The following is a 12,648-nucleotide window of genomic DNA, read 5'->3' as shown; positions in this document are numbered from 1 at the left end:
GTCAAAGATACTCGCGGATGCGGGCGGCGATGTCCGCCGCCGGGGTTTCAAGCGTGAAGTGGGCGCGGAAACGGCCGTCCCGTCCCATCAGATAGATAATGGCTGTGTGGTCCATCAGGTAGTCCTCGTCGTCGCCGCTCTTGCCGGGCAGCCGGACGAAATCGATTTGGTAGGCTTGGGCGGCAGCGGCGACCTGTTCGGCGGTGCCGGTCAGGCCGACCAAGCGGGGGTGAAAATAGCCGACGTACATTGCCAAGTGTTCGGGTGTGTCGCGGGCCGGGTCGAGGGTGACGAACAGCGGCACCACCGGCGCCCCGTCGTTGCCCAGCAGGCCGATCGCCTGGCCCATCGTGGTGAGCGCCGTCGGACAGAGATCCGGACAGTAGGTATAGCCGAAATAGACGAGCAGCAGCCGGCCCGCGAAATCCTTCTCCGTCACCGCCCGGCCGGTGTGGTCGATCAGGCTGAACGGGCCGCCGATGGCCACCAGGTCGGCCGTCGCCAGGGGCCGCCGTTCGGGCGGCCAGGCCTGACGGTAAACGCCGTAGCTGGCGACGATGGCCAGCGCGAGGACGGCCAGCGCGAGGACGGCCAGTGCCACCCGCAACGGAAATCTTCGCCCAGCCTCGCTCATCGCCTGACGCCAACCCGGCCGCACCCACGCACCCCCGCACCGTACGCCAGTTTCGCCGGATCGTCACGTGCCGGCGGGCGAAAGGCGTTTTTCGCGCGCCAGGGCCGAGCGGGCTTGATTTCATCGGAAAGAAAGTGGAAACCGGATGGCGGACGGACTGCTGCCGATCCCGGAAGAAACGTCAGAAAGAGAGAAATCGATGAGCAAAGACTTTCCCCAGATGGCCAAGGATTTGAGCCGCGCCATCGGCGTTCTGCGCAAAGGCGCGACCGAACCCCTGCAGGGCTTCTCGGCCCTCGCCAAGGCGGCCACCAAGGCCGGCACCCTCGATCCCAAGACCAAGGAACTGATCGCCACCGCCATCGGCATCGCCGTGCGCTGCGACGGCTGCATCGCTTTTCACGTCAAGGCGGCCCGCGAGTTGGGCGCCAGCCGCGAGGAGATGGTGGAAACCATCGCCATGGCCGTCTACATGGGCGGCGGGCCTTCGCTCATCTACGGGGCGATGACGCTCGAAGCCTGGGACCAGTTCGAGGCGGCCGGCGCCGGCGATTGATCGCGGCAACGCCTATGTCCCAACGAAAAACCCCGGGAGGTGGCCTCCCGGGGTTTCGTTTCAGGCGCTCCGCGCGCGTCAGCGGCGCTGGCCGAACAGGTGCAGGAGCATGATGAAGAGGTTGATGAAGTCGAGGTAGAGCGTCACCGCGCCCATGATCGCCTTCTTGGTGGCGATCTCGGCCGCATCCGATTCCAGGTACAGCAGCTTGATCTTCTGGGTGTCGTAGGCGGTGAGGCCGACGAACACCAGCACGCCCACCACCGAGATGACGAATTGCATCGCCGTGCTCTGCAGGAACATGTTGACCAGCGAGGCGATGACGATGCCGATCAGGCCCATGAACAGGAACGAGCCGATGGCGGTCAGATCCCGCCGGGTGGTGTAGCCGTAAAGGCTCATCGCGCCGAAGGTGCCGGCGGTGATGAAGAACACCCGGGCGATGGAGGCCCCGGTGAAGGCCAGGAAGATGTTGGCCAGCGACAGGCCCATGACCGCCGAGAAGGCCCAGAACACCATCTGCATCGTCGAGGCCTGCATGCGCTGCACGCCGAACGACAGCACCAGGATGAAGGCCAGCGGCGCCAGCATGACGATCCAGGCCAGCGGCGTCGCCTGCACGGCGCCGTTGGGGCCGACCGCGTAAAGCAGGTTCAGCACGGCCGGCGTGGTGGCCGTCAGGTAGGCGATGATGCCGGTCAGCGCCAGGCCCGACGCCATGTAGTTGTAGACCCGCAGCATGTATTCACGCAGGCCCACATCGATCTCAGCGGCCTCGGCCTGGGCGCGCGTCATCGTCGCGGTGCGCAGCTCAAACCGTTTATCGGGTCCGAATGCCATGGATGGTTTCCCTTTCAGATAATGCAAACCACTTGCCGCTAATATGGCATGAAACGCTGGCAATTCAAGGGATTCCGGGCTTCGGTGGGGGGTGCGCGGGATTAAATTTTTGTCATTATTCGTTGCGCAGATAGGGCGCCGCCTTCTGGCCCAGGGCCCGCCAGGTGCCGGCGAAACCGACCGCCAGCGTCACCAGCAGGCCGGCCGCCAGGGTCGCCGCCATGGCGCCCGGCAGCAGGACCCACGGGCTTTCCATCAAAAACACGATCACCGCCCAGGCGGCGACGCCGCCGATAACGGCGGCGATGGCGCCGGTGGTCAGGCCGAGGATGCCGTATTCGAGCACGAAGGCCTTGAGCACGCGCGTACGCGTCGCCCCCAGCACCTTGAAAACGATCGCGTCGTAGAGCCGCCGCCGACGGGCCGCCGCCACGGCGCCGGCCAGCACCAGCACGCCGGCCAGGATGGTCACCGATGCCGCCGCCCTGACCGCGCCGCCCACCCCGGCCAGGATGCGCGCCGCCGATTCCAGGGCGTCGCGCACCCGGATGGTCGAGATGTTGGCGAAACGCTCGGTCACCGCCTTCTCGATGGCGGCGTCGGCGCCCGGCGGCGCGTGGACGGCGCCGATGAAGGATTGCGGCGCTCCCTCCAGGGTCCCCGGCGCGAAGATGACGGCGAAGTCGAAGCGCAGCGAGCGCCAGTCGATCTCGCGCAGGGCGACGATGCGGGCCTCGATCTCGCGGCCCAGCACGTTGAACGTCAGCGTATCGCCGAGGCCGACGCCGAAGCCGCGGGCGAGGGAGGCATCGATGGAGACGAGGGGCGGTCCGGCATAGTCGGCGGGCCACCACTTCCCGGCGACGATCTCGGAATCGGCGCTGGGCTCGGCGGCATAGGTCAGCGCCCGGTCGCCGCGTACCGCCCAGGCGGCGTCGGGGGCGACGGCGGCCTTCTCGACCGGCACGCCGGCGATCTTCACGATGCGCCCGCGCAGGGTCGGCACCCGGCGGTAATCGCTGGCCTGCGGGATGGAGGTGACGGTCGCATCGAAGGCGGCCACCTGGTCGGGCTGGATGTCGATGAAGAAAAGGGCGGGGGCCTCCTTGGGCAGGCGCTCGCCGATCTGGCGGCTGAGATTGCCCTGGATCAGCACCACGGCGACCAGCACGGCCAGCCCGAGGCCGAGCGAGACGACCACGCTGGGCGTCGAGGCGCCGGGCCGGTGCAGGTTGGCCAGCGCCAGGCGCCACTCGGCGCCGGCCGGCCGGGCCACGCCGGCCGAGGCCCGCATGATCAGGAAGGCGGCACCGCGCAGGACGGCGAAGGCGACCAGCGAGCCGCCGACGAACCACAGGGCGGCCCGGGTTTCGCCGGCGCCGGCGACGGTCAGCGCGGCCAGCGCGGCGATGCCCGCTGCGACGAGGCCGACGTAGCGGGCGCGCGGCCGTCCGTCCAGCGGCGCCACGAAGGCGCGGAACAGGTTGGCGGCCGGCACGTCGCGGGCCCGGGCCAGCGGCCACAGTGCGAAGGTGGCCGCCGTCAGCAGGCCGAAGACCGCCGCCCACATCAGGGGGACGGGATAGAAGCCGAGACGTGGCGGCACCGGCAGCAGGCCGGCCAGCGGCGCCACGGCGGCGAGGGGCGCCACGCCGCCGAGCAGGAGGCCGAGCACGACGCCGACGCAGGCCAGGCCCATGATCTGGATCAGGTAGACGGTAAACACCAGCCGCCCCGAGGCGCCCAGGCATTTCAGGGTGGCGATGGTCGCGGTACGCCCGTCGAGATAGCTCTTCACGCCGTTGCCGATGCCGATGCCGCCGATCAACAACGCGGTCAGGCCGACGAAGGTGAGGAAAAGCGTCATGCGATCGATGAAGCGTCGCACCCCCGGCGCCGCGTCGTCGAGGCCGCGGATGCGCCAGCCGGCGTCGGGGAAGGCCGCCGCCGTCGCCTCGCCCCAGGCCTCGGGATCGACGCCGGCCGGCAGCGTGAGGCGGTAGTGGTAGACGATCTGGCTGCCCGGCTGCACCAGCCCGGTGTCGGCCAGCGCCGCCTCGGCGATCAGGGCACGCGGCCCGAAGCTCAGCATGCTGGCCACCCGGTCGGGCTCGCGCGCGATGGTGGCGCTGACCACGAACTCGGCATCCCCGATGCGCAACCGGGCCCCCGGCTCGATGCCCAGCTTGGTAAGCAGATTCGGATCGACGACGACGCCCCAGCCGCCGTCCCGCTTCTCCAGCAGGGAGGCGAGAGGGGCTTGGGGCTCGGTGGCCAGGGCGCCGACCAGCGGATAGGCCCCGTCCACCGCCTTCAGCTCGACCAGGGCGCGGGTGTCGACGCCGGTCTCCGGGCGGGCCATGGCGCGCATCTGGACGACGGTCGAAAGCCGTGTCGCCTGCGCCTTCAGATAGGCCAGTTGCCCGGCGTCGGCCGGCGCCTGCTGGGTCCGCACGTCGACGTCGCCGCCCAGCAGCGCGCGGCCGTCGGCGGCCAGGCCGGCCACGACCGACTGGTTCAGCGAGCCGACCGCGGCGATGGCGGCGACGCCCAGGGTCAGGCAGGCGATGAAGACGCGGAACCCCTTGAGGCCGCCCCTCAGTTCACGGCGGGCCAGCCGGAAGGCGAGGCCGAGGCCGTTCATGGGCGTGCCTGGGCCGCCGCGCGCGGCGCCGGCACGCTTTCGTCGCCGGCGATGCGTCCGTCCGCCAGGTGGATGACGCGGGTGCAACGGCGGGCCAGCTCCGGCTCGTGGGTGACCAGCACGAGCGTGGTGTTGCAGCGCCGCTGGAGGTCGAAGAGCGCGTCCATCACCGTTTCGCCGGTGGCGCGGTCGAGGTTGCCGGTCGGCTCGTCGGCCAAAAGGATGGCCGGCTCGGCGACGAAGGCGCGGGCCAGCGCGACGCGTTGCTGCTCGCCGCCCGAAAGCTGGCTGGGATAGTGGGTCACGCGGTGGCCGAGACCGACCCGCTCCAGGCTGGCGCGGGCCGCCTCGAAGGCGTCGGAACGGCCGGCGAATTCCAGCGGAATGGCCACGTTTTCCAGCGCCGTCATGGTCGGAACCAGGTGGAAGTTCTGGAAAACAATCCCGATATGATCGCGTCTGAAGAGCGCCAGCCCGTCCTCGTCCAGGGCCGTCAGATCGACGCCGGCGGCGTGGACGCGGCCCGCGGTCGGCCGCTCGAGGCCGGCGATGACCATCAGCATGCTGGTCTTGCCCGACCCCGAGGGGCCGATGACGCCGACCGTCTCGCCGGCGGCGATCGCGAGGTCGAGGCCACGCAGGATGTTGACCTGGCCGGCCGCGCTGGCCAGTGTGAGGTGGACATCGTCGAGGCGGAGGGCGGCTTCGGGCGTGGCAGGGCGATGGGACATTGAGGCTCCAGGTATGATGATTCTCGGCCGTCTTCCCCGTAGCATCCGATATGGCGTGATGGCCGGGCTTGTCAACCTGACGGTGCTGGCCGGCGCCGCGCCGGCGGATGCGGCCCCGCCGCGCATCGTGGTGCTGGGCGACAGCCTGACCGCCGGCTACGGGCTGGCCGGCGACGATGCCTTTCCGGCCCGCCTTCAGGCGGCGCTGAAGGCCGACGGCATCGAGGCCCGGGTAGTCAACGCCGGGGTGTCGGGCGACACCACCGCCGCCGGCCTCCGGCGCCTCGACTGGGCGCTGGCCACCGGCGCCGACGGTCCGCCCGCCGCCCTGATCGTCGAACTGGGGGCCAACGACGGCCTGCGCGGCCTCGACCCCAAAAAGACCGAGGCCAACCTCGACGCCATCGTGACCAGGGCCAAGGCCCAGGGGCTCAAGGTCCTGCTTACCGGCATGAAGGCCCCGCCCAACTATGGGCGCGACTACGCCGCCGAATTCGACGCCATGTTTCCCCGGCTGGCGGCCCGCCACGGCGTTCCCCTCTATCCCTTCTTTCTCGACGGCGTGGCGGCCGAGCGCTCCCTCAACCAGGCGGACGGCCTTCATCCCACCCCGGCCGGCGTCGCCGTTATCGTCGAGCGCATCCTGCCCTACGTCAAACGCCTGATCGACGACCCTTGACGGCCGGCCGTCGTCACGGTTTCGGCACGCCCATCGGTTGCGCTATGATGCCGGACGGGAAGGATAAAAGCATGGAGGACAGCCCACCGATGACCCCCTTCAAGGTCGCCCACGCCGCCGCCGAGGATTGGGCGCACGCCGTCAAGGCCTGTGCCGACGCGCTGGGCGATGCCGCGAAGGAGGCAACGCTGGGCTTCGTCTACGTGACCGACGTGCTGGCCAGCGACCTGCCCAGCATCCTCACCTACCTGCGCCAGAAGACCGGGGTCGAGCATTGGGTCGGCACCGTCGCCATGGGGATTTGCGCCGACGAGACGGAATACTTCGACCGCCCGGCGGTGGTGGCGATGCTGGCAACGCTGCCTCCCGAAAGCTTCTGCGTCTTTCCGTCGCTGACCGCCGGGCTCCGCCAGTTGGGCGAGACGCAGCGGGCGTGGATCGCCCGCACCGCGCCGGTGCTGGGCCTGGTGCACGCCGATCCCGCCTGCGAGGATCTGGCCGGGCTGATCGACGAAATAGCGCAAGCCAGCGCCGACTTCCTGGTCGGCGGCCTCACCTCGTCGCGCGAGGCGCCCCACCAGGTGGCCGGGCGGGTCACCGGCGGCGGCGTCTCCGGCGTCCTCTTCGCGCCCGACCTTCCCGTCGTCACCGGCTTGAGCCAGGGCTGCACGCCGGTCGGCGAAAGCCACGAAATCTCGGATTGTCTGGACAACGTGCTGATCGGCCTCGACGGCCAGCGGGCATTGGACGTGCTGAAGGCCGACATCGGCCCCGAGCTTGCCTCCGACCTCTCGAAGGCGGCGGGTTATATCCACGCCGCCCTGCCGATCGCCGGCTCGGACACCGGCGACTACCTGGTGCGCAACCTCTTGGGCATCGATCCGGCGCGCGGCTGGCTGGCCATCGGCCAGCAGGTCGAGCCGGGCGACCGGGTGATCTTCGTCAAGCGCGATCCGGCCAGCGCCGCCGACGACCTCCGGCGCATGCTGGAGCGCCTGAAAAGCCGCCTGGAGCGGCCGCCGCGGGGCGGCATCTACATCTCGTGCATCGCCCGCGGCCCCAACATGTTCGGCGAGGCCGGCGGCGAGATGGCGCTGATCCGCAGCGTGCTGGGCGACATTCCGCTGGTCGGCTTCTACGCCAACGGCGAGATTTCCTTCAACCGCCTCTACGCCTACACCGGCGTGCTGACGCTGTTCCTGTAGGCGAGCGGCGCCGCCCTATCGGACCCGCCATGCGCCTGTTCGTCGGCATCCCGCTTCCTTCCGCCATCCGCGCCCGCCTGGCCTTGCTGGCCGGCGGCTTGCCGGGCGCGCGCTGGGTGCGCCCCGAAAGCCTGCACGTCACGCTGCGCTTCATCGGCGAGGTCGACGAGGGACAGGCCGAGGACATCGACGCGGCGCTGGCGGCCATCCGCGCCCCGGCCTTCCCCTTGAGCATCGCCGGCATCGGCTGCTTCGACCGCGGCCGCCAGGTGCACACCGTGTGGGCCGGCGTCGAGGCCGGCCCCGCCATCGGCCACCTTTACGGAAAGGTGGAATCGGCGGTGGTCCGTTGCGGCCTTGCGCCCGAGCGGCGCAACTTCAAGGCGCACGTGACGCTGGCCCGCCTGCGCGGAACCCCGGTCGGCCGGGTCGGCGAATACATGCAGACCCGGCAGGGCTCGTTCGGCGGCCCGTTCACGGCCGACGCCTTCACGCTGTTTCGCAGCCACCTGGGCAGCGAAGGGGCGCTTTACGAGCCCCTGGTCGACTATCCGCTGGACGACACCCCCTGAAGCAGGGCCGGCAGTTCGGCCATGTCGTCGAACACCCGGGCGGCGCCGGTGGCCTTGAGCATGGCCGCGTAGCCGTCGCCGGCATGGCCGCCGCCGGCGAAGCCCAGCACCGGCATGCCGGCCGCGCCGGCCGCCGCGACCCCGGCCGCGCTGTCCTCGACCACCACGCAGCGGGCGGCCTCGACGCCCATCTTGGCGGCGGCGAACAGGAACAGGTCGGGCGCCGGCTTGCCGCGCCTGACCATATGGGCGCTGAACAGATGGGGCGCGAAGAAATCGATCAGCCCGGTCACCGTCAGCGAATGGCGGATCTTCTCGGGCGCCCCCGACGAGGCCACGCATTTGGCGGTCGGAATTCGGGCCAGCGCCGCCGCCACCCCCGGCACCGCCTTCAGTTCGCGGGCAAACACCGCCAGGTCGTTGGCCCTGACCTTGTCCTCAAAATCGGCGGGCAACGGCGTCCCGCGTTCCGCCTCGATGATTTCGATCACGGAACGGATGCTGATGCCGGTGAAGCGGGCCCGGCAGTCGGCCTCGGTGACCGCATAGCCCTCGGCGGCCAGGGCCTCGGCGAGCAGGCGACTGGCCAGAAGCTCGCTGTCCACCAGTACGCCGTCGCAGTCGAAGATGACGAGGTCGGGGCGGGCAGCGTCCATCTCAACACCCGTACTGGGTCAGCGTCCGTTCGACGGCGCCGACATAGGAGCCGCCGAAGAGGCGCACATGGACCAGCAGCGGATAGAGGTTGTAGAGATCGCGCCGCTCCTCGAAAAAGCCTTCCCGGATCGGCCGCAGTTCGCCATAGCGGGCGAAGAACGGCGGGCCGAAGGTGCCGAACAGCGTGCCGAAGGCGAGTTCGATCTCGGGGTCGCCGTAGTAGATGGCGGGATCGATGAATCCGACCACGCGGCCGCGGTAGGCCAGGATGTTGCCGCCCCACAGGTCGCCGTGCAGCAGGGCGGGGTAGGGCGGCTCGACGATCCAGGTCGCCAGCCGGCCGGCCAGCGTCTCGAGGCGTCCCATCAGATGGCCCGGCAGGCGCTTGGCCCGCAGCGCCTCGCGGCCCATGTGGATCAACCGCCGGTCGCGGAAGAAATCGAGCCAGCGCGCCGTCTTCGGATTGGGCTGGGGCAGGCCGCCGATCCGGGTGTCCTGCTCGAAGCCGAAAGCCTCGCCCCTGATCTCGTGCAGGGCGGCCAGCAGTTCGGCGGCGTGGGCCTGGGCGCCGTCGTCCAGGCGCCCGCCGGCTTCGACGTAGTCCATCAGCAGCAGGGTGTCCTCGGCGTAGAGCACGGCCGGCACCGGCAGGTCGGATAGCTCGGCCAGCCGGCGCAGCATGTAGCCCTCGACGGCCAGGCCGCCGCCCGCGTGTCCGGTCTTGGCGACCAGGGTCCGGCCGTCGGCGAGGTCGACGCGATAGACCTCGCTGACGCTGCCGCCAGCCAGGGGCCGGACGCGCTCCGGCCGGCTGCCGGTGATGGTTTCGATGCGCTCGGTAAGGGCGGACATCGGGGTTCCTACAGGTGCTTGGCCCGGATGTCGGCCAGCAGCCCCCGGGCCCCCGCCTCGACGAGGTCGAGCACCCGCTCGAAGCCGTCGGCGCCGCCGTAATAGGGATCGGGCACGTCGCGCCGGCCCACCTCGGGCGCGAAGTCGAGCAGGCGGCCAAGTCGGTTCTCGCGGCCCCTGGGGCAGAGAATCGACAGGTTGGCGAGGTTCTCCCCGTCCATGGCCAGCACGTAGTCGAAACGCTCGAAATCCCGCGCCGTCACCTGGCGGCCGCGCAGCGACTCGAGATCATAGCCGCGCTGCCTGGCGGCGGCCCGCATGCGGGCGTCCGGCGCCTTGCCGACATGCCAGGACCCGGTGCCCGCCGAATCGCAGGCGATCTTTCCGGCCAGCCCCTCGCGCTCGACCAGCGAGCGGAACACCCCCTCGGCGGCTGGCGAACGGCAGATGTTGCCGAGGCAGACGAAAAGGACGTTGACCACGCCCACCCTCCGTGTCCTTCAATGCCTCGGCTGACTTATCATGGCGCCATGCCGCCGGTCCACCCCGAGGGGTCAGGAGGAACGATGACCACACCGCACCACAATGCCATCGTCGTGCTGACGGGGGCCGGAATTTCCAAGGAATCGGGGCTCGACACCTTCCGCGACGCCGACGGCGTATGGGCCAAGGTCGGCGTCGAGGAGGTGGCGACGCCCGAGGCCTTCGCCCGCGACCCGGTAAAGGTGCACGATTTCTACAACAGCCGCCGGCGCACCCTGATGAAGGGAACGGTCGTTCCCAACGCCGCGCACGCGGCGCTGGCCCGCCTGGAGGCGGAATGGCCGGGCGAGGTGCTGATCGTGACGCAAAATATCGACGACCTGCACGAACGGGCCGGCAGCCGCAACCTTGTCCACATGCATGGCGAGCACCTGAAGGTGCGCTGCCAGGACTGCGGCGCGGTCTACGCCTGGACGGACGACCTCGCCGTCGATTCGGCCTGCCTTGCGTGCGGAGGGACCGGCGGCATGCGCCCGCACGTGGTGTGGTTCGGCGAGATGCCGCTGGAGATGGAGCGCATCTACGCGGCGCTGGAGGGCTGCGCCCTGTTCGTCTCGGTCGGCACCTCGGGCAACGTCTATCCGGCGGCCGGCTTCGTGCGCCACGTGCGCCAGTTCACCGAGGCGCACACGGTCGAACTCAACCTGGAACCGTCGCTGGGGGCGTCCCTCTTCGCCGAGGCCCGCTACGGCCGGGCGACCGAGGTGGTGCCGCGCTTCGTCGACGAACTGCTGTCGCTGGCCGCGGAAGACGCCGCCGATTTCCGCCGGGCGCTGCTGAGGCGGTAATGTGCCCCGGAGCCTATCGGTTCTCCCGGGTGTGCCACAGGCGCAGCACGTAGAGGGTCGATTCTCGGACCTCGTAGCGTATTTCGTAGCGGTCGACGAGAATGCGGCGAACCTCGCGCGGCTCGAACTCTTCCAGTTTTTCACCCATGCGCGGATGTTCGAGCAGCCGCGCCGGCACGGCTGCCAGCGACCGGACAAGACGCGCCGCGGCCTGCGGGTTGGCGGGCGCCAGGAAGGTATGGAGGCGCACCAAATCCGACAGCGCCTTGCTGGTCCATTTCAGGTCCATCAACGCGGTGCGGGCAGCGGATCGTCGGTATCCAGGCTATCGGCCCAGGCCTGTACCTCCCGATGGTCGACGACATGGCCGGCGTCCACGTCGGCCAATGCCTCGAGCGTCAGGCGTCGGCGTTCTTCCTCCTGGTCGACCCACGCCGCCAAGGCCTGCTTGACGATCCAACCGCGCGGACGCTCCAGGCGGGCGGCCAGTCGGTCCACCTTTTCCGCGAGCGCGAGCGGCACATGGGCGGTCAGCACTTTGGTTTCCATGGAGGCCCTCATTCTCAATCAAATTTAATCATATTGATTATATATGATTGGATCAAGGCATGACGATGGGAGCCATGAAGCCGCGAGGCGGCCGGCTCTTGGTTTGTCGAAAAAAGGAGGATGGCGGGGCCGCGCGGCCCCGCCCCGGTTTCCTCAGTCGACCTTTTTGCGCAGGCGCAGGCGCAGCGCGTTCAGCTTGATGAAGCCGGTGGCGTCGCGCTGATCGTACACGGTGTCGGCCTCGAAGGTGACGATCTGCTCGGAATAAAGGCTGTTCGGCGACTTGCGGCCAACGACGATGACGTTGCCCTTATACAGCTTCACGCGCGCCGTGCCGGTCACCACCTTCTGGCTTTCGTCGATGGCGGCCTGGAGCATCTCGCGCTCGGGGGCGAACCAGAAGCCGTTGTAGACGAGTTCCGCGTAGCGCGGCATCAGCTCGTCCTTCAGGTGCATGGCGCCCTTGTCCAGCGTCAGGCTCTCGACCGCGCGCCGGGCGTGGAACAGGATGGTGCCGCCGGGGGTCTCGTAGACGCCGCGCGACTTCATGCCGACGAAGCGGTTCTCGACGATGTCCATGCGCCCGATGCCGTTGGCTCCGCCCAGTTCGTTCAGGCGGGTCAGCAGCGCGGCCGGGCTCAGGCGCTTGCCGTCGACGGCCACCGGGTCGCCCTTTTCGAAGTCGATCTCGACGTAGGTCGGATGATCGGGCGCGGCTTCCGGCGATACCGAGCGGGTGAAGATGTATTCCTCGGGCTCGTTCCAGGGATTCTCCAGCGCCTTGCCCTCGCACGAGATGTGCAAAAGGTTGGCGTCGGCCGAATAGGGGGCCTCGCCGCGCTTGTCGTGGGGAATCGGAATCTGGTGGGCGTCGGCGAACTCGATCAGCTTGGTGCGCGAGTTGAGATTCCACAGGCGCCACGGCGCGATGATCTTGATGTCGGGCTTGAGCGCATAATAGGTGAGCTCGAAGCGCACCTGGTCGTTGCCCTTGCCGGTGGCGCCATGGGCCACGGCGTCGGCCCCCACCTGCTTGGCGATCTCGATCTGGCGCTTGGCGATCAGGGGCCTGGCGATCGAGGTGCCGAGAAGGTAGGTGCCCTCGTAAAGGGCGTTGGCGCGAAACATCGGGAACACGTAGTCGCGCACGAAGACCTCGCGCAGATCCTCGATGAAGATCTGCTTGATGCCCATCATCTCGGCCTTCTTGCGGGCGGGTTCCAGCTCCTCGCCCTGGCCGATGTCGGCGGTGAAGGTCACCACCTCGCAGCCATACTCGTCCTGCAGCCAGCGCAGGATGACCGATGTGTCCAGCCCGCCCGAATAGGCGAGGACGACCTTCTTCACTTGGCCTTTCATGATTGACGCGCCCTTATGTCCGGGATTTCAAAACGAGGC

General features: G+C 69.2%; 15 protein-coding genes. 5 read left to right on the top strand and 10 right to left on the bottom strand.

Annotated elements, in window-relative coordinates; genetic code table 11:
* Nucleotide 1: 1 nt before the first annotated feature.
* Entirely contained in the window at nucleotides 2-601 is a 600-nt protein-coding gene (locus tag ODR01_RS01700) for an SCO family protein (protein ID WP_316975859.1), read from the bottom strand.
* 232 nt (nucleotides 602-833) lie between these two features.
* Between ODR01_RS01700 and ODR01_RS01695 the strand changes: the two genes are divergently transcribed.
* Nucleotides 834-1,190, top strand: coding sequence for a carboxymuconolactone decarboxylase family protein (locus ODR01_RS01695; RefSeq protein ID WP_316975858.1), 357 nt, complete (start codon nucleotides 834-836; stop codon nucleotides 1,188-1,190).
* Nucleotides 1,191-1,268: 78 nt separating this feature from the next.
* Here the strand turns inward: ODR01_RS01695 and ODR01_RS01690 are convergent, their stop codons facing one another.
* The 3 genes from ODR01_RS01690 to ODR01_RS01680 all read right to left on the bottom strand — a co-directional run bounded on the left by ODR01_RS01690 (nucleotide 1,269) and on the right by ODR01_RS01680 (nucleotide 5,405).
* Complete coding sequence (locus ODR01_RS01690; RefSeq protein WP_316975857.1) at nucleotides 1,269-2,030, bottom strand: Bax inhibitor-1/YccA family protein; 762 nt, start codon at nucleotides 2,028-2,030, stop codon at nucleotides 1,269-1,271.
* A gap of 115 nt (nucleotides 2,031-2,145) precedes the next feature.
* Nucleotides 2,146-4,674, bottom strand: a complete 2,529-nt coding sequence (locus ODR01_RS01685) for an ABC transporter permease (RefSeq protein ID WP_316975856.1) — start codon at nucleotides 4,672-4,674, stop codon at nucleotides 2,146-2,148.
* Nucleotides 4,671-5,405: an ABC transporter ATP-binding protein gene (locus ODR01_RS01680; RefSeq protein ID WP_316975855.1), complete on the bottom strand. Its 735-nt coding sequence runs from the start codon at nucleotides 5,403-5,405 to the stop codon at nucleotides 4,671-4,673. Before ODR01_RS01680 ends, ODR01_RS01685 begins: the two co-directional genes overlap by 4 nt.
* Before the next feature lie 58 nt (nucleotides 5,406-5,463).
* Between ODR01_RS01680 and ODR01_RS01675 the strand changes: the two genes are divergently transcribed.
* The 3 genes from ODR01_RS01675 to thpR all read left to right on the top strand — a co-directional run bounded on the left by ODR01_RS01675 (nucleotide 5,464) and on the right by thpR (nucleotide 7,861).
* Nucleotides 5,464-6,084, top strand: a complete 621-nt coding sequence (locus tag ODR01_RS01675) for an arylesterase (protein ID WP_316975854.1) — start codon at nucleotides 5,464-5,466, stop codon at nucleotides 6,082-6,084.
* Nucleotides 6,085-6,155: 71 nt separating this feature from the next.
* On the top strand, nucleotides 6,156-7,289 hold the full coding sequence (locus ODR01_RS01670; protein WP_316975853.1) for an FIST signal transduction protein: 1,134 nt from the start codon (nucleotides 6,156-6,158) through the stop codon (nucleotides 7,287-7,289).
* A gap of 29 nt (nucleotides 7,290-7,318) precedes the next feature.
* On the top strand, nucleotides 7,319-7,861 hold the full coding sequence (thpR, locus tag ODR01_RS01665) for an RNA 2',3'-cyclic phosphodiesterase (protein WP_316975852.1): 543 nt from the start codon (nucleotides 7,319-7,321) through the stop codon (nucleotides 7,859-7,861).
* Here thpR and ODR01_RS01660 read toward each other — a convergent pair.
* Genes ODR01_RS01660 through ODR01_RS01650 form a run of 3 tightly spaced genes read right to left on the bottom strand, consistent with a single transcriptional unit; the run spans nucleotide 7,837 to nucleotide 9,852 of the window.
* Nucleotides 7,837-8,517, bottom strand: a complete 681-nt coding sequence (locus tag ODR01_RS01660) for an HAD family hydrolase (protein ID WP_316975851.1) — start codon at nucleotides 8,515-8,517, stop codon at nucleotides 7,837-7,839. The two genes, thpR and ODR01_RS01660, sit on opposite strands and share 25 nt — an antisense overlap.
* Before the next feature lies 1 nt (nucleotide 8,518).
* Nucleotides 8,519-9,370, bottom strand: a complete 852-nt coding sequence (locus tag ODR01_RS01655) for a fructosamine kinase family protein (RefSeq protein WP_316975850.1) — start codon at nucleotides 9,368-9,370, stop codon at nucleotides 8,519-8,521.
* 8 nt (nucleotides 9,371-9,378) lie between these two features.
* Nucleotides 9,379-9,852 (bottom strand): low molecular weight protein-tyrosine-phosphatase, encoded by a 474-nt coding sequence (locus ODR01_RS01650; RefSeq protein ID WP_316975849.1) that lies wholly within the window; start codon nucleotides 9,850-9,852, stop codon nucleotides 9,379-9,381.
* A gap of 84 nt (nucleotides 9,853-9,936) precedes the next feature.
* Between ODR01_RS01650 and cobB the strand changes: the two genes are divergently transcribed.
* Nucleotides 9,937-10,701 (top strand): Sir2 family NAD+-dependent deacetylase, encoded by a 765-nt coding sequence (cobB, locus tag ODR01_RS01645; protein ID WP_316975848.1) that lies wholly within the window; start codon nucleotides 9,937-9,939, stop codon nucleotides 10,699-10,701.
* 13 nt (nucleotides 10,702-10,714) lie between these two features.
* Here cobB and ODR01_RS01640 read toward each other — a convergent pair whose 3' ends face one another.
* From ODR01_RS01640 to ODR01_RS01630, 3 genes are all read right to left on the bottom strand, one after another.
* Nucleotides 10,715-10,990 carry a type II toxin-antitoxin system RelE/ParE family toxin gene (locus ODR01_RS01640; RefSeq protein WP_316975847.1) on the bottom strand — a complete coding sequence of 92 codons (276 nt, stop codon included), beginning with the start codon at nucleotides 10,988-10,990 and terminating at the stop codon, nucleotides 10,715-10,717.
* Nucleotides 10,990-11,250 (bottom strand): CopG family ribbon-helix-helix protein, encoded by a 261-nt coding sequence (locus ODR01_RS01635; RefSeq protein WP_316975846.1) that lies wholly within the window; start codon nucleotides 11,248-11,250, stop codon nucleotides 10,990-10,992. The genes ODR01_RS01640 and ODR01_RS01635 overlap by 1 nt, the downstream gene beginning before the upstream one ends.
* Nucleotides 11,251-11,403: 153 nt before the next feature.
* On the bottom strand, nucleotides 11,404-12,609 hold the full coding sequence (locus ODR01_RS01630; protein WP_316975845.1) for an argininosuccinate synthase: 1,206 nt from the start codon (nucleotides 12,607-12,609) through the stop codon (nucleotides 11,404-11,406).
* Between the last annotated feature and the right edge of the window lie 39 nt (nucleotides 12,610-12,648).

Source organism: Shumkonia mesophila (assembly GCF_026163695.1).
GTDB lineage: Bacteria > Pseudomonadota > Alphaproteobacteria > Rhodospirillales > Shumkoniaceae > Shumkonia > Shumkonia mesophila.
The sequence above is the reverse complement of the archived record's forward strand: the minus strand, read 5'-3'. Positions and strand labels throughout refer to the sequence as shown.

What these genes read in the sequence shown, in the direction of transcription:
- ODR01_RS01695 (WP_316975858.1), top strand. Translation starts at nt 834, where the DNA reads ATGAGCAAAGACTTTCCCCAGATGGCCAAGGATTTGAGCCGCGCCATC.
- ODR01_RS01690 (WP_316975857.1), bottom strand. Translation starts at nt 2,030, where the DNA reads ATGGCATTCGGACCCGATAAACGGTTTGAGCTGCGCACCGCGACGATG.
- ODR01_RS01685 (WP_316975856.1), bottom strand. Translation starts at nt 4,674, where the DNA reads ATGAACGGCCTCGGCCTCGCCTTCCGGCTGGCCCGCCGTGAACTGAGG.
- ODR01_RS01680 (WP_316975855.1), bottom strand. Translation starts at nt 5,405, where the DNA reads ATGTCCCATCGCCCTGCCACGCCCGAAGCCGCCCTCCGCCTCGACGAT.
- ODR01_RS01675 (WP_316975854.1), top strand. Translation starts at nt 5,464, where the DNA reads ATGGCCGGGCTTGTCAACCTGACGGTGCTGGCCGGCGCCGCGCCGGCG.
- ODR01_RS01670 (WP_316975853.1), top strand. Translation starts at nt 6,156, where the DNA reads ATGGAGGACAGCCCACCGATGACCCCCTTCAAGGTCGCCCACGCCGCC.
- thpR (WP_316975852.1), top strand. Translation starts at nt 7,319, where the DNA reads ATGCGCCTGTTCGTCGGCATCCCGCTTCCTTCCGCCATCCGCGCCCGC.
- ODR01_RS01660 (WP_316975851.1), bottom strand. Translation starts at nt 8,517, where the DNA reads ATGGACGCTGCCCGCCCCGACCTCGTCATCTTCGACTGCGACGGCGTA.
- ODR01_RS01655 (WP_316975850.1), bottom strand. Translation starts at nt 9,370, where the DNA reads ATGTCCGCCCTTACCGAGCGCATCGAAACCATCACCGGCAGCCGGCCG.
- cobB (WP_316975848.1), top strand. Translation starts at nt 9,937, where the DNA reads ATGACCACACCGCACCACAATGCCATCGTCGTGCTGACGGGGGCCGGA.
- ODR01_RS01640 (WP_316975847.1), bottom strand. Translation starts at nt 10,990, where the DNA reads ATGGACCTGAAATGGACCAGCAAGGCGCTGTCGGATTTGGTGCGCCTC.
- ODR01_RS01635 (WP_316975846.1), bottom strand. Translation starts at nt 11,250, where the DNA reads ATGGAAACCAAAGTGCTGACCGCCCATGTGCCGCTCGCGCTCGCGGAA.
- ODR01_RS01630 (WP_316975845.1), bottom strand. Translation starts at nt 12,609, where the DNA reads ATGAAAGGCCAAGTGAAGAAGGTCGTCCTCGCCTATTCGGGCGGGCTG.